Source organism: Haemophilus influenzae (genome assembly GCF_003494325.1).
GTDB lineage: Bacteria > Pseudomonadota > Gammaproteobacteria > Enterobacterales > Pasteurellaceae > Haemophilus > Haemophilus influenzae_I.
The window spans coordinates 302,510-322,419 of sequence record NZ_QQIK01000002.1 but is presented as its reverse complement, the minus strand read 5'-3'; the positions used below and the strand labels follow the sequence as shown (position 1 = coordinate 322,419).

Here is a 19,910-nt window from a genome sequence, read left to right as displayed (position 1 = left end):
ATATACAGATGAACCAATTATTAACGATGACGAAAGAAAACGCAAGTATTTTGGCGATGAGCAGTCGGGAAATTGCGGAGATTACACATAAAGAACACAAAAATGTATTACGTGTTATTCGTGATTTGATTGAACAAAATTTAGTCGCTCAAATTGAGCCACTAAAATTTGAGTATAGAAATCAATGGTTTGATTACTATGAGTTAAACAAGCGGGATACGTTTGTTGTTGTCGCTCGCTTATCGCCTGAATTTACTGCCGCTGTGGTCGATCGCTGGCAAGCGTTGGAAAATCGACAAAAACCAACCGCACTTATTCCGCAATCTTTTTCTGAGGCGTTGATGTTAGCCGCTCAGTTACAAGCAGAAAAAGAGCGTAATGCGCCTAAAGTCGCTTTTGTTGATCACTATGTGGAAGTAGGGACGAGTAAATCATTTCGTGAGACGGCGAAGATTTTGAAAATACCTGAGCGTGCATTGGTCAATCGCTTGGTGGAAGATAAATATTTGTATCGTCAATCGGGCGTGCTTTTGCCTTATCAATCGGCACACACCAAAGAGTTAAAACAGGCACCGCTGAACACGGTCACAATTACACTCAGACGCGCGTAACAAGCAAAGGCATTGAATTTATCGCGTCACGTTATGCTTCGGAGTTGATGCTATGAGTCGATTTATTCCAAATTCTTTTCAAATACCAAATTCTTTTGTTGATGAATACTTAGATTCACTCTCTGGCAAGGCAATCAAATGTTATTTGCTCATTGCACGGAAAACTACAGGTTGGAGAAAAGATTCAGATCGTATTTCTACCTCTCAATTTATGGCTCAATGCGGCATAAAAGATCGAAAAACGGCTTATGCAGCAATAGAAGAATTAGAGTCGGTAAATCTAGTTAATATTGAACGTAAACAAAGTGAAATTAACGAGTTTTCACTCAACTTTTTCATTGATGAAAATAACGATTTTAAACCAGCACCAAAAAATGGGACTAGTACCAGTACCAAAAATTGGGACTCTACAAAAGACAATATTAAAAACAATATACAAGATAACCCCCCTATATCCCCCAAGGGGAATCGGCTACGTCTGCAAATGGGAAAATCAACGCAGAGAATATTCCTTTGCCGGATTATGTCGATCGTGAGACATGGATCGCTTATTGCCGAATGCGTAAAGCCAAGCGGGCGGAAATTAAAACTCAAGATACGATTAAGCGATGTTTGCGAGACTTGGAAAAACTCTGTGGGGGAAGTCCTGATTTGGCTAGGGCGATTTTGGATCAATCTATCGCCAACACCTACACCGGATTATTTGCTCTGAAGTCCTTACCTAATCGAACGGTAAACTCAAGTGCAAGCAATGACCCTTTCGCCGATAACGGCACATGGGGCGTAGGAAGAAAATTAAACGTCGATTTATCACTTGATACGATAAAACAAGTAGCACAAACAATAATTAGCCAAATGTTGGCGTGATATTGCAAAAAAAAACAAACAACCCGATCAGAAATGGTCGGTTTTTTTATTGGGGTAAATAAATGAAATTTACAGACAAAACCACTCAAGCAGCCACACAAAGAACCATCACTAAAGATGGTTTTTTAGTTGTGCCTGCAACCATTTCTAAAGTTGGGGTATTTGATTACCTCGCTACAGAACTAGGCTTAAAAGAAGACGGTATTAAAAAAGTCGCTCGCACAGAGAAATCGTTGTAATGATCGTGTAGAGCTTAATTTTACAATATTTTCCATTAATTATTTCTTTATTATTTGCACATCATTTTTGTTCCTCGTAGAATACGAGCAACCTTACCTTTAAAGTGCGGTGAAAATTAACCGCACTTTTCTTACAGTAAACTATCCTGAGAGATAAACGAGTATGTATCAATTATTCCGTCACGGCATTTTCCAAATGGATGCTGAAAAGGCTCATGATTTCACGATTCAATGCTTGAAATTAGCCAGTAATCCTTTATTTCAACCGATCTTAAAATCTCTTATTCATGCTCCCAAAGGCTTTCCGAAAACGGTAATGGGTGTAAATTTTCCTAATCCCATTGGATTGGCGGCAGGAGCGGATAAAAATGGCGATGCGATTGAGGGCTTTGGTGCATTGGGTTTTGGTTTTTTAGAACTGGGAACTGTCACGCCCGTTGCACAAGATGGGAATGCAAAGCCACGTCAGTTTCGTTTGATTGAAGCTGAAGGCATTATTAACCGTAATGGTTTTAATAATAATGGTATTGACTATCTTATAGAAAATGTGAAAAACGCCCGTTATAAAGGTGTGATAGGCATTAATATTGGTAAGAATAAATTCACACCTTTGGAACAAGGCAAAGATGATTATATTTTCTGTTTGAACAAAGCCTATAACTACGCTGGTTACATTACGGTGAATATTTCATCACCCAATACACCAGATTTACGTCAGTTACAATATGGTGATTATTTCGATGATTTATTGCGAAGCATCAAGGATCGTCAGGCTATTTTGGCAAACCAATACAATAAATATGTGCCGATTGCGGTAAAAATTGCACCAGATTTAACGGAAAGTGAATTAGTGCAAATTGCGGATACATTGGTTCGTCATAAAATGGATGGCGTTATTGCAACGAATACTACAATTTCTCGTGATACGGTTATGGGGATGAAAAATGCCGAACAGCAAGGCGGATTAAGTGGAAAGCCGTTGCAGCATAAAAGCACGGAGATTATTAAGCGATTACATCAAGAACTGAAAGGTCAGATTCCCATTATTGGTAGCGGTGGCATTGATGGTTTGCAAAATGCGCAAGAGAAAATTGAGGCTGGCGCCGAGTTGTTGCAAGTTTATTCAGGATTGATTTATCACGGTCCAAAATTAGTAAAAGAATTAGTAAAAAATATTAAATAATGACAAAAAAATACGACTTACATTGTCACAGCACCGCATCAGATGGAGTGTTGAGTCCAACTGAATTAGTGCATCGTGCTTATGCGCAAGGCGTGAACGTGTTGGCATTATGCGATCACGATACGATTGCGGGCATTGATGAAGCTGAGATTGCAGCGAAAGAAGTAGGCATTGAATTGATTACTGGAGTAGAAATCTCGACAAATTGGGAAGGGCGAGGGATCCATATTGTAGGATTAAACTTCGATAAAACTCATCCAAAAATGACCGCACTTTTGCAAAATCAAAAAGCATTACGGGAAAAAAGAGCGGTGGAAATTGGCGATAAATTAGAAAAAGCAGGGATTCCTAATGCTTATGAAGGTGCGAAAGCTTTAGCCGATGGCGAAGTGACGCGTGCTCATTACGCACGTTATTTGGTGCAGATTGGTAAGGTATCTAATGATGGTCAGGCCTTTAAACGCTATTTAGGGCAAGGAAAATCGGCATTTGTTAAAGCTGAATGGACTGATGTTCCCACGGCGATTGAGACAATCCATGCAGCAGGCGGTATAGCTATTATTGCGCATCCATTACGTTATAACATGACGGGGAAATGGGTGCGTAAGCTGATAGTCGATTTTAAGGCTTGGGGCGGTGATGGCATGGAAATGGCGGATTGTGGTCAGGCAAAAGATCAGCGTCAAATGCTTGCTCGTTGGGCAAAAGAATTTGATCTGTTGGGATCCGTTGGTTCAGATTTTCATTTCCCTTGTGGTTGGGTTGAGTTAGGAAAAAATTTAGATTTAGTTGATAGCGTTATCCCAGTTTGGGAAAAATTTTAGTCAGATAGAGAATGTTCAAATAATAAATACCTGTTTCCTTGATAATAAAATTTATTTGGAAACAGGTATTTTTTATAGTGCAAAATATAAAAAACTGAATTTATCCTTGAGATTTTTTCTGACTATCTAATAAATAATTTGGCGGTAATTCAGGTGTAGAATCTTGTTCATCAAAGGATTCAATTTCAGGTTTGAGATAAAATTCAGCCGCTTCATGATTGCTTTTCGTTTTGCCTAATAATTGTGGCTGAAGTTTTACAAAAGTACTATTTGGTGCAAGCCAGATACCGATAAATGCCTGATTAAATTTAGCATCAAAATCGTGTTCCAAAACTGTATCATTTAAGACAAAGTAACCTTTATCGGGTAAGGCAATATAGTTCAAAATATCGTTTGGGGAAAAATCAGGAAAGGTCGCTTGCATTTCTTTTAGCCAGCTTTGAGTATCGCCATCATTAAGTTTTAAGGTTTCGATTTCTTTAATGAGAGTAATCGCAAAATTTTTTCCTTCAATGGGTTTTTCATATTTGAAAGAGAGCATTAATGGACGTTCATTTTCTTGATAAGTGCCAGTTTCAGAAAACAAACCAATGGTATAAACATGGAACGGCCCCCAAGTGTATTCTGCATTTCCGATGGGTTGCCAATGAGCAAAAGGTGCGGCAGAAAAAAACGTTATCATTGCCACAAAAAGGGATTTCATTTTCATAATAAATTGCCGTGAATAAAATTGTGTTGATTATAACAAACCGCATCAAAAAACAAATGAGAAACGAGTAAAAAGGCGAGTAATTTTACTCGCCTTTAATATTACTGATGTTAATTTGTGCAGTGAATTATTTTAGGCTACCCACCATATCTTCTGGGCGAACCCATTTATCAAAATCTTCGGCAGACACTAAACCTAAATTAATCGCTTCTTCACGTAATGTGGTGCCATTTTTGTGTGCGGTTTTTGCAATTTTAGCTGCATTTTCATAACCGATATGCGTATTAAGTGCGGTCACCAGCATCAATGAATTTTCAAGTTGTTGTTTAATGCGTGGATAGTTTGGCTCAATACCCACTGCACAGTGTTCATCGAAAGATACGCAAGCATCGCCCAATAATTGAGCAGATTGTAAGAAGTTTGCAATCATCACAGGGTTGAACACATTTAATTGGAAGTGACCTTGTGAACCCACAAATGCGATTGTAGTGTCATTACCAAATACTTGTGCGCAGACCATTGTCATCGCTTCACATTGAGTTGGGTTTACTTTACCTGGCATAATTGAAGAACCTGGTTCATTTTCAGGAATTAAAATTTCGCCAATTCCCGAACGAGGGCCTGATGCTAATAGACGAATATCGTTCGCAATTTTAAATAAACTCATTGCTAATTGACGTAATGCACCGTGAGTTTCAACAATTGCATCATGAGCCGCTAATGCTTCAAATTTATTATCTGCAGTGACAAACGGAAGTGCAGTGAATTTTGCAATGTAATCTGCCACTTTCACATCATAGCCTTTCGGCGTGTTCAAACCTGTACCAACCGCGGTACCACCCAATGCTAATTGACTTAAATGTGGAAGGGTATTTTTTAATGCTTTTAAGCCGAAATCTAATTGAGCAGCATAAGCTGAAAATTCTTGGCCTAATGTGAGAGGTGTTGCATCCATTAAGTGAGTGCGGCCAATTTTTACCACGTTTTTAAAAGCTTCAGATTTTGCCGCAAAAGTTTTTTGTAAACGTTCAACACAAGGAATGGTGTGCTCAACTACTTTTTTATATGCCGCAATGTGCATTGCCGTTGGGAAAGTATCATTTGAAGATTGTGATTTGTTCACATCGTCATTTGGATGAATGATTGATTTTTCGCCTAATTTTCCACCGTTTATCACATGTGCACGATTGGCAACCACTTCATTCACATTCATATTGGATTGTGTGCCAGAACCAGTTTGCCAAATAACAAGTGGGAATTGATCATCTAATTTATTTGCTAAAATTTCGTCACAAGCCAGAGCAATTAAATCACGTTTTTCAAGAGGTAATACACCTAAATCATGATTAGCAAATGCGGCTGCTTTTTTCAAATAGCCAAAAGCTTCGATAATTTCATGTGGCATTGATGCGGCTGAACCAATTTTAAAGTTATTGCGTGAACGTTCAGTTTGTGCAGCCCAGTATTTATCTGCTGGAACTTGAACTTCACCCATTGTGTCTTTTTCAATACGAAATGCCATTCTGTACTCCTATGAATTGAATGAAAATTAAAACGCAAGCGATTTTAACACTTCCGAGTTATGAGTGGAACGTAACAAAAACGTTAAAAATCAGTTTTGTGACATAGATCATAAAAGTGCGGTGGATTTTCACGCATTTGTAATAATATATATTTAATTATTTATTTTTTAGGGTTTTTTCGTTAAAATTTCACCCTTTTTATAGGGCAAGATTGAGAAAATAACGGGGCTAAAATGGCAAAAACTGCGCAATTTTACATTCTTACGGAAGATTGTACGTTAACTGTCGAAGAAATAGCCTGTAATCTTGCAGCCTCAATATGGCGCTCAGGGAAAAAAGTACTAATTAGTTGCGAAAGTGAGGCTCAAGCGCTAGAGATTGACGAGCGTTTGTGGCAACGAGATCCCAATGAATTTGTTCCGCATAATTTATCGGGTGAGGCAACACAATATCCCACACCGATTGAGATTTCATGGCTTGGGAAACGAAATTTACAACGCCGTGATGTGTTAATTAATTTGCAACAAGAAATTCCAGATTTTAGCCATAGTTTTACCCAGATTATTGATTTTGTACCGAAAGATGATGCCTTAAAAACACAAGCTCGAGAACGTTATAAACAATTACGTCTGCAAGGTTGGAATCTTTCTACTGAAAACGTGGGGTAATAAATGAACGATATTGCCTTTTATCAACGCTTTGAAGCCGATATTCTCGCAGGGCGTAAAACCATCACCATTCGAGATAAATCCGAAAGCCATTTTAAAGCAGGTGATATCTTATGTGTTGGTCGATTTGAAGATAATCAATACTTCTGCACCATTGAAGTGTTAAGTGTGTCACCGATTACCCTTGATGAACTGACGGAACTGCATGCGAAGCAGGAGAATATGTGTTTGGCAGAATTGCTAGAAGTGATTAAAGCAATTTATCCAAATGAAAGTGAGTTCTGGGTGATTGAAATTAAGTTAGTAAACTAAAATAAGTAACAATCGGATGATGATAATGTATAAATTTGCTATTTTTTTAAGAAAGGATGCACAACCGAATTTTTTTAGAAACATTATTTTATCTACATTGAACAATAATTATTTTGATAAATATGTCTTATGTAGTGCATTTTTTCAGCAAAATAAATTTAGTACTAGTTCAGAGGTAATAAGTGCAGTTAATTCTACTCGAACAGTTAACATAGATATATATGGTTTATATAGAGGAACATGGAATAAACAATTTAATCAGTTCTGTAGTAATATGAAAAACTACTATCAGAACTCCAGTTGTTCAACTAATTTTTATAAATTTAAACCGAATTCCCATGCGAAAATTTTTATAGCAAGAAAAAAAGGTCTTCCTTTAATTTCAATAATCGGTAGTAGTAATTTAAGTGCAGGAGCATTTGCAGATAGAACGAGTAAAGATAAATGGAATCAAGAGTGCGATATTGTAATTTGGGACGATAGTGATCCTTCAAGTAAAGGAATCATACAAGATATACTGGAAAATGTCCCAGAACAATTAAAAAGTTTTATTTATATAGCTAATTATGAGCAAACTTATATCTCATCAGATATATCTTGTTTAGATAAGATTAATAGATTAGAAGAGTTAATGAAAAATAATTCTGTTACATATTCTGTATAATTAGTGCGAATATATAGCAATATGAATTTTATATAAAGAGAGCAACAATGACACAAAAATTCGAAATGGCAGACCGTTTTAATCCGTCTGCGGTAGAACAAGCCCTTTATCAACATTGGGAAGAGAGCGGTTATTTTAAACCGACTGAAAATGAACATGCGCCGAGCTATTGCATTGCGATTCCGCCGCCGAACGTAACAGGTTCTTTACATATGGGACACGCATTCCAACAAACCTTAATGGATACCTTAATCCGTTTTAACCGTATGGAAGGGCATAACACCTTATGGCAAGCGGGGACAGACCACGCAGGTATTGCAACCCAAATGGTGGTGGAACGTAAAATTGCGGCTGAAGAAGGCAAAACTCGCCACGATTATGGTCGTGAAGCGTTCATCAACAAAATTTGGGACTGGAAAGCTTATTCAGGCGGCACAATCAGCCAACAAATGCGTCGTTTAGGTAACTCAATCGACTGGGAACGTGAACGTTTCACGATGGACGATGGTTTATCGAATGCAGTAAAAGAAGTGTTTGTGCGCTTGCACGAAGAAGGGTTGATTTACCGTGGCAAACGCTTAGTAAACTGGGATCCAAAACTTCACACCGCAATTTCTGATTTAGAAGTTGAAAATAAAGAGAGCAAAGGTTCCCTTTGGCATTTCCGCTATCCGTTAGCTAACGATGCAAAAACGGCAGATGGTAAAGATTATTTAGTGGTGGCAACTACGCGTCCAGAAACCATGTTGGGCGATACGGCTGTGGCGGTGCATCCTGAAGATGAGCGTTACCAATCTTTAATCGGTAAAACAGTGATTCTGCCATTGGCAAACCGTGAAATTCCAATTATTGCCGATGAATACGTCGATCGTGAATTCGGTACAGGTGTCGTGAAAATCACCCCAGCACACGATTTCAACGACTATGAAGTGGGTAAACGTCATAATTTACCAATGGTAAATGTATTGACGCTGAACGCAAATATTCGTGATGAAGCGGAAATTATCGGTACTGACGGCAAACCACTTGCTGGCTATGAAGCGACTATTCCTGCGGATTACCGTGGCTTAGAACGTTTTGCTGCGCGTAAGAAAATTGTCGCAGATTTTGAAGCACTGGGTTTATTAGACGAAATTAAACCACACGATTTGAAAGTGCCTTATGGCGACCGTGGCGGTGTGCCAATTGAGCCGATGCTAACTGACCAATGGTATGTAAGCGTAAAACCACTTGCTGATGTGGCAATTAAAGCGGTGGAAGATGGCGAAATCCAATTCGTGCCGAAACAATACGAAAACCTTTACTTCTCTTGGATGCGTGATATTCAAGATTGGTGCATTTCTCGCCAACTTTGGTGGGGACACCGCATTCCAGCGTGGTATGACGCAGAAGGCAATGTATATGTCGCGCGTAACGAAGAAGAAGTGCGGTCAAAATATAACTTAGATTCTGCGGTTGAACTCAAACAAGATGAAGATGTATTAGACACGTGGTTCTCATCAGGCTTATGGACGTTCTCTACTTTAGGTTGGCCAGAGCAAACTAAAGAGCTCAAAATGTTCCACCCAACGGATGTGTTAATCACAGGTTTTGATATCATCTTCTTCTGGGTTGCACGTATGATTATGTTTACGATGCACTTCGTAAAAGATGAAAACAGCAAACCACAAGTACCATTCAAAACGGTGTATGTAACAGGCTTGATCCGTGATGAACAAGGTCAAAAAATGTCGAAATCGAAAGGTAACGTGCTTGATCCAATCGATATGATTGACGGTATTAGCCTTGAAGATTTACTTGAAAAACGCACTGGCAACATGATGCAGCCGCAATTAGCAGAGAAAATTGCTAAAGCGACTCGCAAAGAATTTGCTGAAGGTATTGCAGCTCACGGCACAGACGCATTGCGTTTCACATTAGCTGCGTTAGCTTCAAACGGTCGTGACATCAACTGGGATATGAAACGTTTAGAGGGCTACCGTAATTTCTGTAACAAATTATGGAATGCAAGCCGTTTCGTCTTAACGAATGAAAAATTAGATTTAAGCCAAGGCGAGATCGAATTCTCATTAGCGGATCGTTGGATTCAATCGGAATTCAATCGCACAGTGGAAACTTTCCGTAATTCATTAAACCAATATCGTTTCGACCTTTGTGCCAATGCGATTTATGAGTTTACTTGGAACCAATTCTGTGACTGGTATTTAGAATTGACTAAACCAGTATTTGCAAATGGCAATGCAGCACAAATCCGTGCGGCAAGCCAAACTTTGGTTCATGTTCTAGAAAAATTATTACGTTTAGCACATCCGCTTATTCCATTTATTACCGAAGAAATTTGGCAAAAAGTGAAAGGATTTGTCGGCATTACTACTGACAGTATTATGTTACAACCTTTCCCACAAGTGGAAGAAAACGGCTTTGATCCAGAAGCAGAAGCTGAAATTGAGTGGTTAAAAGAAGTGATCGTTGCGGTACGTAATATTCGTGCAGAAAGCAACATCGCACCAAGCAAAGGTTTAGATCTGTTATTCCGTAATTTAAGTGCAGAAAATGCAAAAATTCTCGAAAAACAGACCGCTCTTTTAAAAGCCATGGCGAAATTAGACAACGTTCAAGTATTAGCCGCAAACGAAACCGCACCGCTTGCGGTAGCGAAACTCGTGGGCAATGCTGAATTGCTTGTGCCAATGGCTGGCTTTATCAATAAAGAAGCCGAGCTTGCCCGTTTAACTAAAGAGATTGAAAAATATCAAAACGAAGTGAAACGTATCGAAAACAAACTTAGCAATGAAGCTTTCGTGGCTAAAGCACCTGAAGCGGTTATTGCGAAAGAACGTGAAAAACAAGCAAAATACCAATCTGGATTAGAAAAAATCCAAGAGCAGTATAAAGCGATTGAGGCGTTGTAACAAAACATAAAAAGTAGGCATTATGCCTACTTTTTATTTTTGATTTAGTCCTAAAAAATCTCCAACTTCATGTTCGAGTTGGCTCATTGTGATCAGAGCCTCTTGGGTTTTCTTAGCTTTAGCTTCATCTTCATCAATAACACTCATTACAAAGCCCACATGAACAAGCACCCATTTGCCAAGTAAATCGGCTTGATTTCCCGTGCAGACTAGTGAAATATTTACTTTACGTTGTACGCCACATACATCTACTGTGGCAAGTTGAAGAGAATTTTCATCAATTTTGACAATTTGATCGGAACGTCTAAACACATAATATTTTTACTCCTATTAGTATTTAAGCTGAAATATAGGTTTTTTATTATTAGGTAGAATAAATTATTACGATCTGGATCAACAGTTGCGCATTTCGGGTTATTTAGTGATTTCTATGTTATTAAAATTAATAAATATTATTAAAAACTAACCGCACTTTTTCTTGATCTTTTACGCCCGCAGAACTTTCTACTCCTGAATTAAGATCCAAGCCTAAGCAATTTTGTTGAATGGCTTGTTCCACATTATTTGGTGAAATGCCGCCAGCTAAAATAATCTTGTGTTTAAGATTTTCAGGAATTAATGACCAATCAAAGGTTTTACCCGTGCCACCTTGTTGGTTCGCTGTTTGGCTATCGAAAATATAACGTTCTACATTTAAATTATCGGTAAAATCGACCGCACTTTGGGATTCGATATTGACTGAAATCGCTTTCCAGATTTGCGTGTTTTTTGGTAATTGCTGGCGAAGTGCGGTAATAAATGCTTCAGTTTCTGCACCATGTAATTGCACCGCATAAAGCTGCAACTGGTTGGCTATTTTGACGATAAAGTCAATTTCTTGATTCTGAAAAACACCAACAAATCGAAGTGGAGCAGCGGTTACTAATTCTTGCGCTTGGCGTAAACTCACACAGCGTTTTGAATGTTCTGCGAAGATTAATCCGCCGTAGAGTGCGCCGTTTTCGTAAACGATTTTGACATCTTGCGCGCGCGTTAAACCGCATACTTTATTTTCTCCAAAAATTACCGAGCGAACCGCATTATTCAAATCTTGGTTGCCCATTAAACTACTCCCAATTAAGAAACCATATGCCACTTTTTGTAATTGATGAATTTGCTTGTGATTGTAAATGCCTGATTCGCTAATAATACGTACATTAGCAGGAATACAGTCGGCGTATTTTTTAGTGAGTTCAACAACACGATTTAAATCCACTGTTAAATCGTGCAAGTTACGATTATTAACACCAATAATTTTCGCACCAAGCGCAAGGGCACGTTCAAATTCATCTTCATTGCTGGTTTCTGTCAATACACCCATACCAAGAGAATGTGCAAGCTCTGCCAGCACACGATAAGTCTCATCGTTTACCACAGAAAGCATTAATAAAATTGCATCCGCTTGATAGTAGCGAGCAAGGTAAACTTGATATTCGCTAATCATAAAATCTTTGCAAAGCACAGGTTGGCTTACGATATCGCGAACTAAAGGCAAAAATTCAAAATTCCCTTGAAAGTATTTTTCGTCAGTTAGCACAGATACAGCAGAGGCATAATGTTTATAGACATTGGCGATTTCTTCCAAATTAAATTCAGCACGAATTAATCCCTTAGAAGGGGAGGCTTTTTTACATTCCAAAATGTAAGCGGGCTTTTGATGCGTGCCTTTTGCTAACGCATCATAAAAAGAGCGGTCAGAGTTTTGAATGTTTTGTTTAAACTGAGAAAGGGGAAATTCCTTTTCTTTTGTTTTAACCCATTGCGCTTTGTCAAGCACGATTTTTTGTAGCACCGTAGCGGAATCAATGGGTTTAGTAAAATCTTGAGTAATCATCATTTTTCTTCTTATTGTGGTGTATCAAATTAGCTTTTATTAATATGTGGTTAATTTCTGTAATGTTTCAAAGGCTTTACCTGATACAAGATGCGCCAGTACATTTTGCACATTTTGTTTTAAATCATCGTAACCGAATAATTTCAATAATAATGCCGTATTTGCAGCCACCGCATTAGCATGTTCAGCCTTTCCTTTGCCTTGTAAAAGTGCGGTCAGATATTGGGCATTTTTTTGTGGTTCACCACCGCGAAGACTTTCGAGGGATTGCGTTTTTAAGCCAAAATCTTCAGGCGTTAAAGTGAAATATTCAATTTTGCCATTTTTAATTTCTGCCACTTGTGTTTCGCCGTGCAATGCGACTTCATCTAAGCCAGAACCATGTACAACAAAGGAATGTTGATGTTCTAAGGCAACTGCGGTTTCAGCATAGGTTTTTACTAATTCAGGCGCATATACGCCAAGTAAATGATAAGTTGGGCGAGCAGGATTGATAAGCGGCCCTAAAATATTAAAAATAGTGCGCGTTTTTAAAGCGGCACGGACTGGCGCAACATGACGGAAACCAGAATGATATTGTTGAGCAAATAAAAAACAGACACCAATTTCATCTAACGCTTGTCGAGCTTGCTCTGGTGTGACGTTCACATTAACGCCAAGTGCGGTAAGCACATCGCTAGCACCTGATTTACTCGACACGCTACGATTGCCATGTTTTGCTATTTTTGCTCCCATTGATGCCGCAACAATCGCACTGGTAGTGGAAATATTAATAGTGTTTTGACCATTGCCTCCTGTTCCTACAATATCCGCAAAAGGATAATTTGGATATGGAAATGCTTTGGCATTTTGTAATGAGGCGGCAACGGCACCCGAAATTTCCTCAGTATTTGCTCCCCGCACTTTTAAAGCAATAAGCATTGCAGCAATTTGTTCATTGGAAAGCTCACCTTGGATGACTGCATTAAAAAGAGCGGTGCTTTCTGAGGTTGAAAGTGAATGTCCGCTATAAAGTTGTTCTAATAATTGGTTGTGTTGCATAGTCTATTCCTGTTTTTCTTTGTATATGGATTTGTTAATTTTCTATATTTTATTAAACATAAATATCGTAATCTAAATCGCGCGCCTCATCGCCTGTCATTCCTCGGAAACCCCAGCAATGTGCCGGTTGTTCTTTAATCGTAATTTCCACATCGTGAGCTCGAATACCGAGTTTGTACTCTAATTCGCTAAATAGCATTTTTATCAAGCGTTTTTTTGTGCCTTCCATACGACCAGCCATCAGGTTAATTTCGATGACCGTGTAATCATCGCTACGATCAAAAGGGTAGTAAAAATCTTCTTTTCCTAAACACAAAAAGCGAATCGCGTGCTTGCCTTTTGGAATGTCTAATCCGAGATGAAGACTGTTATAAATTACTTCCGCGAGTTGTTCACGACGTGGTGCGAGTTTGGATTTAAGTCCGAATACAGTGATCATTTTTTCTCCTTTAAAGTGCGGTTAAAAATCACCGCACTTTTTTCTGTCTTATCTATTTAACAACCATTCAATTGATTGTTGTAATAATTGCGAACCTTGCACAGTTAAAATACTTTCAGGGTGAAATTGGAATGCGCAAATGGGTAAATCACGATGACGAATTGCCATAATAATGCCATTATATTCCGCATTGACGATAAATTCTTTTGGTAAATCTTGTCCCATTAAAGAATGATAACGCGCCACTGGCATTGGATTAGCAAGATCTTTAAACATCGCTTCGTTATCATGGGATATACGAGAAACTTTACCATGTAACACTTCGCCAGCGTGAACAACCTTACCACCAAAGGCTTGAATCAACGCTTGATGACCTAAACAAATTCCAATAATCGGCACTTTATTTTTTAAGCGTTCGATCAATGGCAGTAAAATCCCAGCTTCTGATGGCGTTCCTGGCCCTGGAGAAAGTGCAAGAATGGTATCAGGTGTATTGAGTGCGGTTTCTACCAGTTTTTCTAAGTCGCAGTCATTGCGATAAATTGTGACGTTGTGACCTAATACACGAAATTGATCCACAAGATTGTAAGTGAAGGAATCGAAGTTATCTAAAAATAAAATATTAGCCATAATAATTCTTCCTTATTTTGCTTGTGTATTAACTTGACGAATTGCTTTTAAGACAGCCGCGGCTTTGTGGCGTGTTTCATCAGCTTCCATTTGTGGATCAGAATCCAATACTTCACCGCAACCTGCTTGTACATGGGCTATCCCATTTTGTACGAAAGCAGAACGAATCACGATACAGGTATCAAAATGTCCATCAGACGTGAGATAACCCACCGCACCGCCGTAACTATGGCGTTTTTGTTGCTCAAATTGATAAATAAGCTGCATTGCTTTAATTTTGGGGGCTCCAGTTAATGTGCCCATATTCATACAGGCTTGATAGGCGTGAAGCGCATCTAACTCAGGGCGTAATTTACCCACCACACGAGACACTAAATGCATAATGTGAGAATAGCGATCCACTTGCATTAATTCTGCGACTTTACGGGTACCACTTTGGCAAACTCGAGCAATGTCGTTACGCGCTAAATCAACTAACATTAAATGTTCCGCTTGTTCTTTATGATCAAGGCGAAGTTCTAGTTCTAAACGCGCATCCAATTCAGGATCGATATTGCCGTGAGCATCAAAACCACGAGGGCGTGAACCTGCGATAGGGTAAATTTCTAGCTGACGATTTTCTAGCGCGTATTTCAACGCACTTTCTGGCGATGCACCAAACAAAATAAAGTCTTCATCATTCATATAGAACATATAAGGGCTTGGATTATTTTGTTTGAGTTGAGCGTAACTGGCTAATGTATTCGGGCAAGCAAGGGAAAAACGGCGAGAAGGTACAATTTGGAAGACATCACCAATGTTAATATGGTGTTTTAAGGCTTTTACGATACCAGTAAATTCAGGATCGTCAAAGTTTGTTTTAACTTCATCACTTGCCGCTTTAATAGAAAGAACGTTATCAATATTTTTTAGTTTTTGTGCGATAGAAAGTGAGGTTTTGGCAATATTGACTTGTTCTTCTTGAGCAAAACAGAAACTTTTAAGTGTCGCTTGTTGATTTTGATGATCGATAGTAATGAGGTGTTCGGCAAGATAGAAACTGTAATCAGGGCAGTTGATACCATCATGTTGCAATGTAATGCCATCCATTGGAATAAAATTTGCAACGAGATCGTAAGCAAACAATCCGCCTAAAAAAATAGGCGTTTGGCTATGTTGATAAAGGGTAGAAACAACACGCAGTCCATCAAAAATAGTGGCAGATTGTAATTTGCTATCTTCATCGAGTTGATTATCAAGTGGTGAAAATTGTACAGAAAATTCGTCTTCAAAATTGACCGCACTTATTTTTCCAAGTGCGGTTAATTTTGGATGAATTTCTTTTAAAACTTGTTTTCCATTCTTATTTAAAGCTTTAAATGTGACGTTGTGACCTAAGCACGTTATTTTAACCGCAGCATTGACTAAGATAAGGCTTTGTAAACTATTTTTACTTCCGATTTCAGCAGAGTCGAGTAGAAGAGAATTTGAATTAGGTTGGCAAAGTGTATTAAAAATAGCGGTGGTGTCAGCATAATAGGGAATGGGTTGAGCTGTCACCGCAATAAAGGCTTGAGTTTGAATGTTCATATTTATTTATCCTTTTGGAAAATCTTGTACTATTAAACTAGTGCAAAAGGAATAAGTCAAGCCTGATTTTTATTTTTTATACTTTTTGATTAAAAATTGTATTTTTTATTCTTTTGCCCGAGGTATACTTAATATAAGGCAAGCAATATGTTTTGATAAGATTAGAAATAAGATTACGAGATGTAATTATGCAATAGAAAATATTTTTGGAAAATTTGGAATAAAATAATCTGGCAGACACATTATTTTAAATAAAAGATCTGCCAGATTTGATAATCTATAATTAGGCTTTAGTAGAGAGATTACCTAAATCCTTATCAATTAGGAACAAGCCTTTGCCATCTTCTCCAAGAAAATTTAATTTATCTAAAATACTACTAAATAATTTTTCTTCTTCATGTTGTTCTTCCACATACCATTGTAAGAAATTAAATGCAGAGTAGTCTTTTTCTTCAAAGGTTTTACCTACTAATTCATTGATTTTACTGGTAATTAATTTTTCATGCTCATAGGTAGTTTCAATTATTTCTTTTAATGATTTATATTCATGTGCAGGTGCTTCAATTGCAGAAATTACAGCAAGTGAGCCAGTTTCATTTAAATAAGTAAATAATTTACGCATATGTTGCATTTCTTCAGCAGCATGAACTGATAAAAATTTCGCAGTGCCTTCAAAGCCTTGCTGATCGCACCAAGCACTCATTTGTAAATATAAATTAGAAGAATAAAACTCTAAATTCATTTGATCGTTTAATAGTTTTACTACATTTTCTGATAACATACTATTTTCTCCTATCTATTCCAAAGTTGCGAGTTCACGATCAATAAAGAATAATCCTTTACCATCTTCGCCAATAAGATTAAATCTATCAATAATTCCACTAAATAATTTTTCTTCTTCATGCTGTTCTGCTACATACCACTGCAGGAAGTTAAAAGTAGAGTAGTCTTTGCTTTCAAAAGTAACTTCAACTAATTCATTGATTTTTGACGTGACTAATTTTTCATGTTCTAAAGTTATTTCAAAAACTTCTCTTAATGAAGAATAATCATGTTTAGGAGCATCAATTTTTCCTAAAATAGGCATACCACTAGTTTCACTTACATAATTAAACAGTTTTTGCATATGTTCTAATTCTTCATCAGCATGACGAAGTAAGAAGGTAGCAGCCCCCTCATAACCGTGTTTTGAACACCATGCACTCATTTGTAAATAAACATTAGAAGAGTAGAACTCTAAGTTAATTTGGTCGTTCAGCTTGTTTATGATTATTTGATTAAGCATAACTAATTCCTTTCCATTTTGATTGATAAAATGCAATAAAGCATAATTTGCGGCAATCATTTTAAATTCACAAATGATAATTGCAAGTTTTTTTATCAAAAATTTTGATATAACTAATTAATTTTAAAAAGAAAAATAAAAAAACAATTATTATCATTTACATAATTCTATAAATTAAATATGACGTTGTCACAATAAAACTAACAAATTTTAAATTAGTATTAGATATGTCTTTACTTTCCTCCTTAGATTTGGATGAAAATTTAGATTATCGAGTAAACATGAAAACTTACCAACTTTTATTAAACCTAAAGATCGTTATCAATTAATTGATAAATGTAATATCATTCTGCTAGAAAAACACGGTCAAATTTACCTGTACTTTTCTTATAACTACTTTCTTTTGATTATCTATTTAAAATTTTTCATATTGTCATCAAACTGTCACAATTATTTTCTACACTTCGCTACGCAATCTAAATAACACTCAAGGAGAATTTGTTATGTTTATGCATAAAATGAAAAAAAATCTTATTATCGTTTTAACCTTAGGTACGTTACCTTTTGCTCAAGCTAATAGCATCACTGGTGCTGGAGCGTCTTTCCCTTATCCAATTTATGCGAAGTGGGCATCTTTATATGAGAAAGAAACTGGGAATAAAGTTAATTATCAATCCATCGGTTCGGGCGGCGGACAACAGCAAATTATTGCAAAAACGGTTGATTTTGGTGCCTCTGACGATCCAATGAAATCCGAATTATTACAACAACACCAACTAGTCCAATTCCCTGCGGTTATCGGTGGTATAGTGCCTGTTGTTAATTTGCCTGAAATTAAACCTGGTAAATTAAAGTTATCAGGTAAGCTGTTAGCAGAAATCTTCCTTGGTAAGATTAAAAAATGGAACGATCCTGACTTAGTTGCATTAAATCCAACGCTTCCTTTACCAAATAAAAACATTATTGTGATTCATCGTTCAGACGGCTCTGGAACAACATTTGGCTTCACTAATTATCTATCTAAAGTTTCGAACGATTGGAAAAATCAAGTTGGTGAAGGTAAATCAGTGAAGTGGTTAACAGGTCAAGGTGGAAAGGGGAATGAGGGAATTGCTTCTTATGTTCGCCAAATGAAATACAGCATTGGTTATGTAGAGTATGCCTATGCCAAACAAAATCAGCTTGCTTGGATTTCATTACAAAATCAAGCAGGGCAATTTGTACAGCCTTCTAATGAAAGTTTCATGGCAGCTGCTAGTCACGCAAAATGGCACGAAAAGGCGGGAATGGGTGTTATATTAACTAATGAAACGGGGGAAAAATCTTGGCCAATTACGGCAGCGAGTTTTATTTTATTAAATAAATATTCTGACAATCCTGAAACAACTAAAAATGTATTAGCCTTTTTTGATTGGGCATTCTCAAGAGGGCAAGATGCGGCAACTGAATTAGATTATGTGCCAATTCCAGCTGATGTGGTATCTACCATTAAAAGTCAATGGAAAACAGAGCTAAAACAATAAAATCTCTTTATTTTATACCGCACTTTATACAAAACCTAGCACTTAACATTAATAAAGTGCGGTTATCTTAAATAATTTTGGAAAATACTTATGCTCACAAAAAGTCGGAAATATTTTAATCAAACATGGATTGAATCATTATTCAAACAGACTACGGCATTGTTTGCTTTGCTTGTGTTTATTTTACTTGCTGCTATTTTAATTTCTTTAGTCATAGGAAGCTGGGAAAGTATTAAACGTTTTGGTGGGAGTTTTCTATTAGAAACATATTGGGATCCTGTACAAGAACAATATGGGGCAATTATTCCTATTTTAGGTACGCTTATTACGGCGGGTATCGCATTATTTATCGCAGTACCCATTTCATTTGGTATTGCTATTTTTTTAACGGAGCTAGCTCCCAATTGGCTAAAACGTCCTATAAGCATTGCGATTGAAATGCTAGCTGCAATTCCTTCTATTATTTACGGAATGTGGGGGTTGTTTGTTTTCGTTCCATTATTTCAAGAACATATTCAGCCAGTACTAATTGACAATTTGGGTAGTTTACCTGGATTAGAATTATTTTTTTCTGGCGCACCTTTTGGTGTTGGTTTATTTACGGCAGGATTAGTGCTTGCCATAATGATCATTCCTTTTATTGCATCCGTAATGCGGGATGTCTTTAGTATAGTACCACCAATGTTAAAAGAAGGTGCTTATGGATTAGGTGCAACCACTTGGGAAGTGGTTCGACAAGTGATTGTACCACACACTAGAATAGGGCTTGTTGGGAGTGTGATGCTAGGATTGGGAAGAGCATTGGGCGAAACAATGGCTATCACTTTTATTATAGGTAATTCGTTTCAATTGCCTAATTCCTTATTTTCACCTTCTACCTCAATCGCATCTGCTATTGCTAACGAATTTAATGAAGCAGGTGGATTACAAAAATCTGCATTGATGGAATTAGGATTACTTCTCTTTGTTATCACAACTATGGTATTGATTTTATCAAGATTAATGATTACAAAAATGCAACAAACAAAAGGGAAATAA

General features: G+C 37.3%; 19 protein-coding genes and 2 pseudogenes. 11 read left to right on the top strand and 10 right to left on the bottom strand.

Annotation, left to right across the window (positions count from 1 at the left end; translation table 11 throughout):
- The first annotated feature begins 8 nt into the window (after positions 1–8).
- The 5 genes and pseudogenes from DV356_RS04720 (at position 9) to rnm (ending at position 3,724) form a co-directional block, all read left to right on the top strand.
- Positions 9–667, top strand: a pseudogene (locus DV356_RS04720) (phage antirepressor KilAC domain-containing protein).
- On the top strand, positions 664–1,323 hold the full coding sequence (locus tag DV356_RS09930; protein WP_239994845.1) for a replication protein: 660 nt from the start codon (positions 664–666) through the stop codon (positions 1,321–1,323). Before DV356_RS04720 ends, DV356_RS09930 begins: the two are co-directional and overlap by 4 nt.
- Before the next feature lie 217 nt (positions 1,324–1,540).
- A pseudogene (locus DV356_RS04705) lies at positions 1,541–1,714 on the top strand (DUF2213 domain-containing protein); the annotation flags it as partial.
- Positions 1,715–1,880: 166 nt separating this feature from the next.
- Positions 1,881–2,900, top strand: a complete 1,020-nt coding sequence (gene pyrD / locus DV356_RS04700) for a quinone-dependent dihydroorotate dehydrogenase (protein WP_112072591.1) — start codon at positions 1,881–1,883, stop codon at positions 2,898–2,900.
- Entirely contained in the window at positions 2,900–3,724 is an 825-nt protein-coding gene (gene rnm, locus DV356_RS04695) for an RNase RNM (protein ID WP_118806603.1), read from the top strand. The genes pyrD and rnm overlap by 1 nt, the downstream gene beginning before the upstream one ends.
- Positions 3,725–3,824: 100 nt before the next feature.
- Here rnm and DV356_RS04690 read toward each other — a convergent pair whose 3' ends face one another.
- Entirely contained in the window at positions 3,825–4,433 is a 609-nt protein-coding gene (locus tag DV356_RS04690; RefSeq protein ID WP_114890362.1) for a chalcone isomerase family protein, read from the bottom strand.
- 127 nt (positions 4,434–4,560) lie between these two features.
- Positions 4,561–5,955, bottom strand: a complete 1,395-nt coding sequence (fumC, locus tag DV356_RS04685; RefSeq protein WP_013525811.1) for a class II fumarate hydratase — start codon at positions 5,953–5,955, stop codon at positions 4,561–4,563.
- 234 nt (positions 5,956–6,189) lie between these two features.
- On the opposite strand from fumC, the gene DV356_RS04680 reads away from it, so the two are divergent.
- Genes DV356_RS04680 through valS form a run of 4 tightly spaced genes read left to right on the top strand, consistent with a single transcriptional unit; the run spans position 6,190 to position 10,512 of the window.
- On the top strand, positions 6,190–6,624 hold the full coding sequence (locus DV356_RS04680) for a DNA polymerase III subunit chi (RefSeq protein ID WP_005645411.1): 435 nt from the start codon (positions 6,190–6,192) through the stop codon (positions 6,622–6,624).
- Positions 6,625–6,627: 3 nt separating this feature from the next.
- Positions 6,628–6,936: a N(4)-acetylcytidine aminohydrolase gene (yqfB, locus tag DV356_RS04675; RefSeq protein WP_112119574.1), complete on the top strand. Its 309-nt coding sequence runs from the start codon at positions 6,628–6,630 to the stop codon at positions 6,934–6,936.
- A gap of 25 nt (positions 6,937–6,961) precedes the next feature.
- The gene (locus DV356_RS04670) at positions 6,962–7,600 is read left to right on the top strand and encodes a phospholipase D-like domain-containing protein (protein WP_118806602.1); all 639 of its coding nucleotides are present in this window, start codon (positions 6,962–6,964) and stop codon (positions 7,598–7,600) included.
- A gap of 47 nt (positions 7,601–7,647) precedes the next feature.
- Positions 7,648–10,512: a valine--tRNA ligase gene (gene valS / locus DV356_RS04665; protein WP_118806601.1), complete on the top strand. Its 2,865-nt coding sequence runs from the start codon at positions 7,648–7,650 to the stop codon at positions 10,510–10,512.
- Positions 10,513–10,545: 33 nt separating this feature from the next.
- Here the strand turns inward: valS and hybG are convergent, their stop codons facing one another.
- From hybG to ftnA (DV356_RS04625), 8 genes are all read right to left on the bottom strand, one after another.
- The gene (gene hybG, locus DV356_RS04660) at positions 10,546–10,824 is read right to left on the bottom strand and encodes a hydrogenase maturation factor HybG (protein ID WP_112119576.1); all 279 of its coding nucleotides are present in this window, start codon (positions 10,822–10,824) and stop codon (positions 10,546–10,548) included.
- Positions 10,825–10,954: 130 nt separating this feature from the next.
- The gene (trpCF, locus tag DV356_RS04655; RefSeq protein WP_162628631.1) at positions 10,955–12,385 is read right to left on the bottom strand and encodes a bifunctional indole-3-glycerol-phosphate synthase TrpC/phosphoribosylanthranilate isomerase TrpF; all 1,431 of its coding nucleotides are present in this window, start codon (positions 12,383–12,385) and stop codon (positions 10,955–10,957) included.
- Between the two features lie 39 nt (positions 12,386–12,424).
- Entirely contained in the window at positions 12,425–13,426 is a 1,002-nt protein-coding gene (gene trpD, locus DV356_RS04650; protein WP_005659480.1) for an anthranilate phosphoribosyltransferase, read from the bottom strand.
- A 52-nt stretch (positions 13,427–13,478) separates the two neighbouring features.
- Positions 13,479–13,865, bottom strand: coding sequence for a tautomerase family protein (locus DV356_RS04645; protein WP_118806600.1), 387 nt, complete (start codon positions 13,863–13,865; stop codon positions 13,479–13,481).
- A gap of 48 nt (positions 13,866–13,913) precedes the next feature.
- A complete protein-coding gene (locus tag DV356_RS04640) occupies positions 13,914–14,495 on the bottom strand; it encodes an aminodeoxychorismate/anthranilate synthase component II (protein ID WP_005650586.1) in 582 nt (193 codons plus the stop codon).
- Between the two features lie 12 nt (positions 14,496–14,507).
- On the bottom strand, positions 14,508–16,064 hold the full coding sequence (gene trpE, locus DV356_RS04635) for an anthranilate synthase component I (RefSeq protein ID WP_118806599.1): 1,557 nt from the start codon (positions 16,062–16,064) through the stop codon (positions 14,508–14,510).
- Positions 16,065–16,347: 283 nt separating this feature from the next.
- Positions 16,348–16,845, bottom strand: a complete 498-nt coding sequence (ftnA, locus tag DV356_RS04630) for a non-heme ferritin (protein ID WP_005650592.1) — start codon at positions 16,843–16,845, stop codon at positions 16,348–16,350.
- A 15-nt stretch (positions 16,846–16,860) separates the two neighbouring features.
- The gene (ftnA, locus tag DV356_RS04625; protein ID WP_153066462.1) at positions 16,861–17,349 is read right to left on the bottom strand and encodes a non-heme ferritin; all 489 of its coding nucleotides are present in this window, start codon (positions 17,347–17,349) and stop codon (positions 16,861–16,863) included.
- A gap of 518 nt (positions 17,350–17,867) precedes the next feature.
- On the opposite strand from ftnA (DV356_RS04625), the gene pstS reads away from it, so the two are divergent.
- Both pstS and pstC read left to right on the top strand, forming a co-directional pair.
- Entirely contained in the window at positions 17,868–18,872 is a 1,005-nt protein-coding gene (gene pstS / locus DV356_RS04620; protein ID WP_080481787.1) for a phosphate ABC transporter substrate-binding protein PstS, read from the top strand.
- 90 nt (positions 18,873–18,962) lie between these two features.
- Positions 18,963–19,910 carry a phosphate ABC transporter permease subunit PstC gene (gene pstC, locus DV356_RS04615; RefSeq protein WP_118806597.1) on the top strand — a complete coding sequence of 316 codons (948 nt, stop codon included), beginning with the start codon at positions 18,963–18,965 and terminating at the stop codon, positions 19,908–19,910.

Bases quoted from the DNA above. Each gene is read 5' to 3' on its own strand.
- pyrD (WP_112072591.1), top strand. From the start codon at position 1,881: ATGTATCAATTATTCCGTCACGGCATTTTCCAAATGGATGCTGAAAAG.
- DV356_RS04680 (WP_005645411.1), top strand. From the start codon at position 6,190: ATGGCAAAAACTGCGCAATTTTACATTCTTACGGAAGATTGTACGTTA.
- trpE (WP_118806599.1), bottom strand. From the start codon at position 16,064: ATGAACATTCAAACTCAAGCCTTTATTGCGGTGACAGCTCAACCCATT.
- DV356_RS09930 (WP_239994845.1), top strand. From the start codon at position 664: ATGAGTCGATTTATTCCAAATTCTTTTCAAATACCAAATTCTTTTGTT.
- DV356_RS04640 (WP_005650586.1), bottom strand. From the start codon at position 14,495: ATGGCTAATATTTTATTTTTAGATAACTTCGATTCCTTCACTTACAAT.
- DV356_RS04670 (WP_118806602.1), top strand. From the start codon at position 6,962: ATGTATAAATTTGCTATTTTTTTAAGAAAGGATGCACAACCGAATTTT.
- DV356_RS04645 (WP_118806600.1), bottom strand. From the start codon at position 13,865: ATGATCACTGTATTCGGACTTAAATCCAAACTCGCACCACGTCGTGAA.
- fumC (WP_013525811.1), bottom strand. From the start codon at position 5,955: ATGGCATTTCGTATTGAAAAAGACACAATGGGTGAAGTTCAAGTTCCA.
- ftnA (WP_005650592.1), bottom strand. From the start codon at position 16,845: ATGTTATCAGAAAATGTAGTAAAACTATTAAACGATCAAATGAATTTA.
- valS (WP_118806601.1), top strand. From the start codon at position 7,648: ATGACACAAAAATTCGAAATGGCAGACCGTTTTAATCCGTCTGCGGTA.
- pstS (WP_080481787.1), top strand. From the start codon at position 17,868: ATGAAAAAAAATCTTATTATCGTTTTAACCTTAGGTACGTTACCTTTT.
- pstC (WP_118806597.1), top strand. From the start codon at position 18,963: ATGCTCACAAAAAGTCGGAAATATTTTAATCAAACATGGATTGAATCA.
- DV356_RS04690 (WP_114890362.1), bottom strand. From the start codon at position 4,433: ATGAAAATGAAATCCCTTTTTGTGGCAATGATAACGTTTTTTTCTGCC.
- trpCF (WP_162628631.1), bottom strand. From the start codon at position 12,385: ATGATTACTCAAGATTTTACTAAACCCATTGATTCCGCTACGGTGCTA.
- trpD (WP_005659480.1), bottom strand. From the start codon at position 13,426: ATGCAACACAACCAATTATTAGAACAACTTTATAGCGGACATTCACTT.
- yqfB (WP_112119574.1), top strand. From the start codon at position 6,628: ATGAACGATATTGCCTTTTATCAACGCTTTGAAGCCGATATTCTCGCA.
- rnm (WP_118806603.1), top strand. From the start codon at position 2,900: ATGACAAAAAAATACGACTTACATTGTCACAGCACCGCATCAGATGGA.
- ftnA (WP_153066462.1), bottom strand. From the start codon at position 17,349: ATGCTTAATCAAATAATCATAAACAAGCTGAACGACCAAATTAACTTA.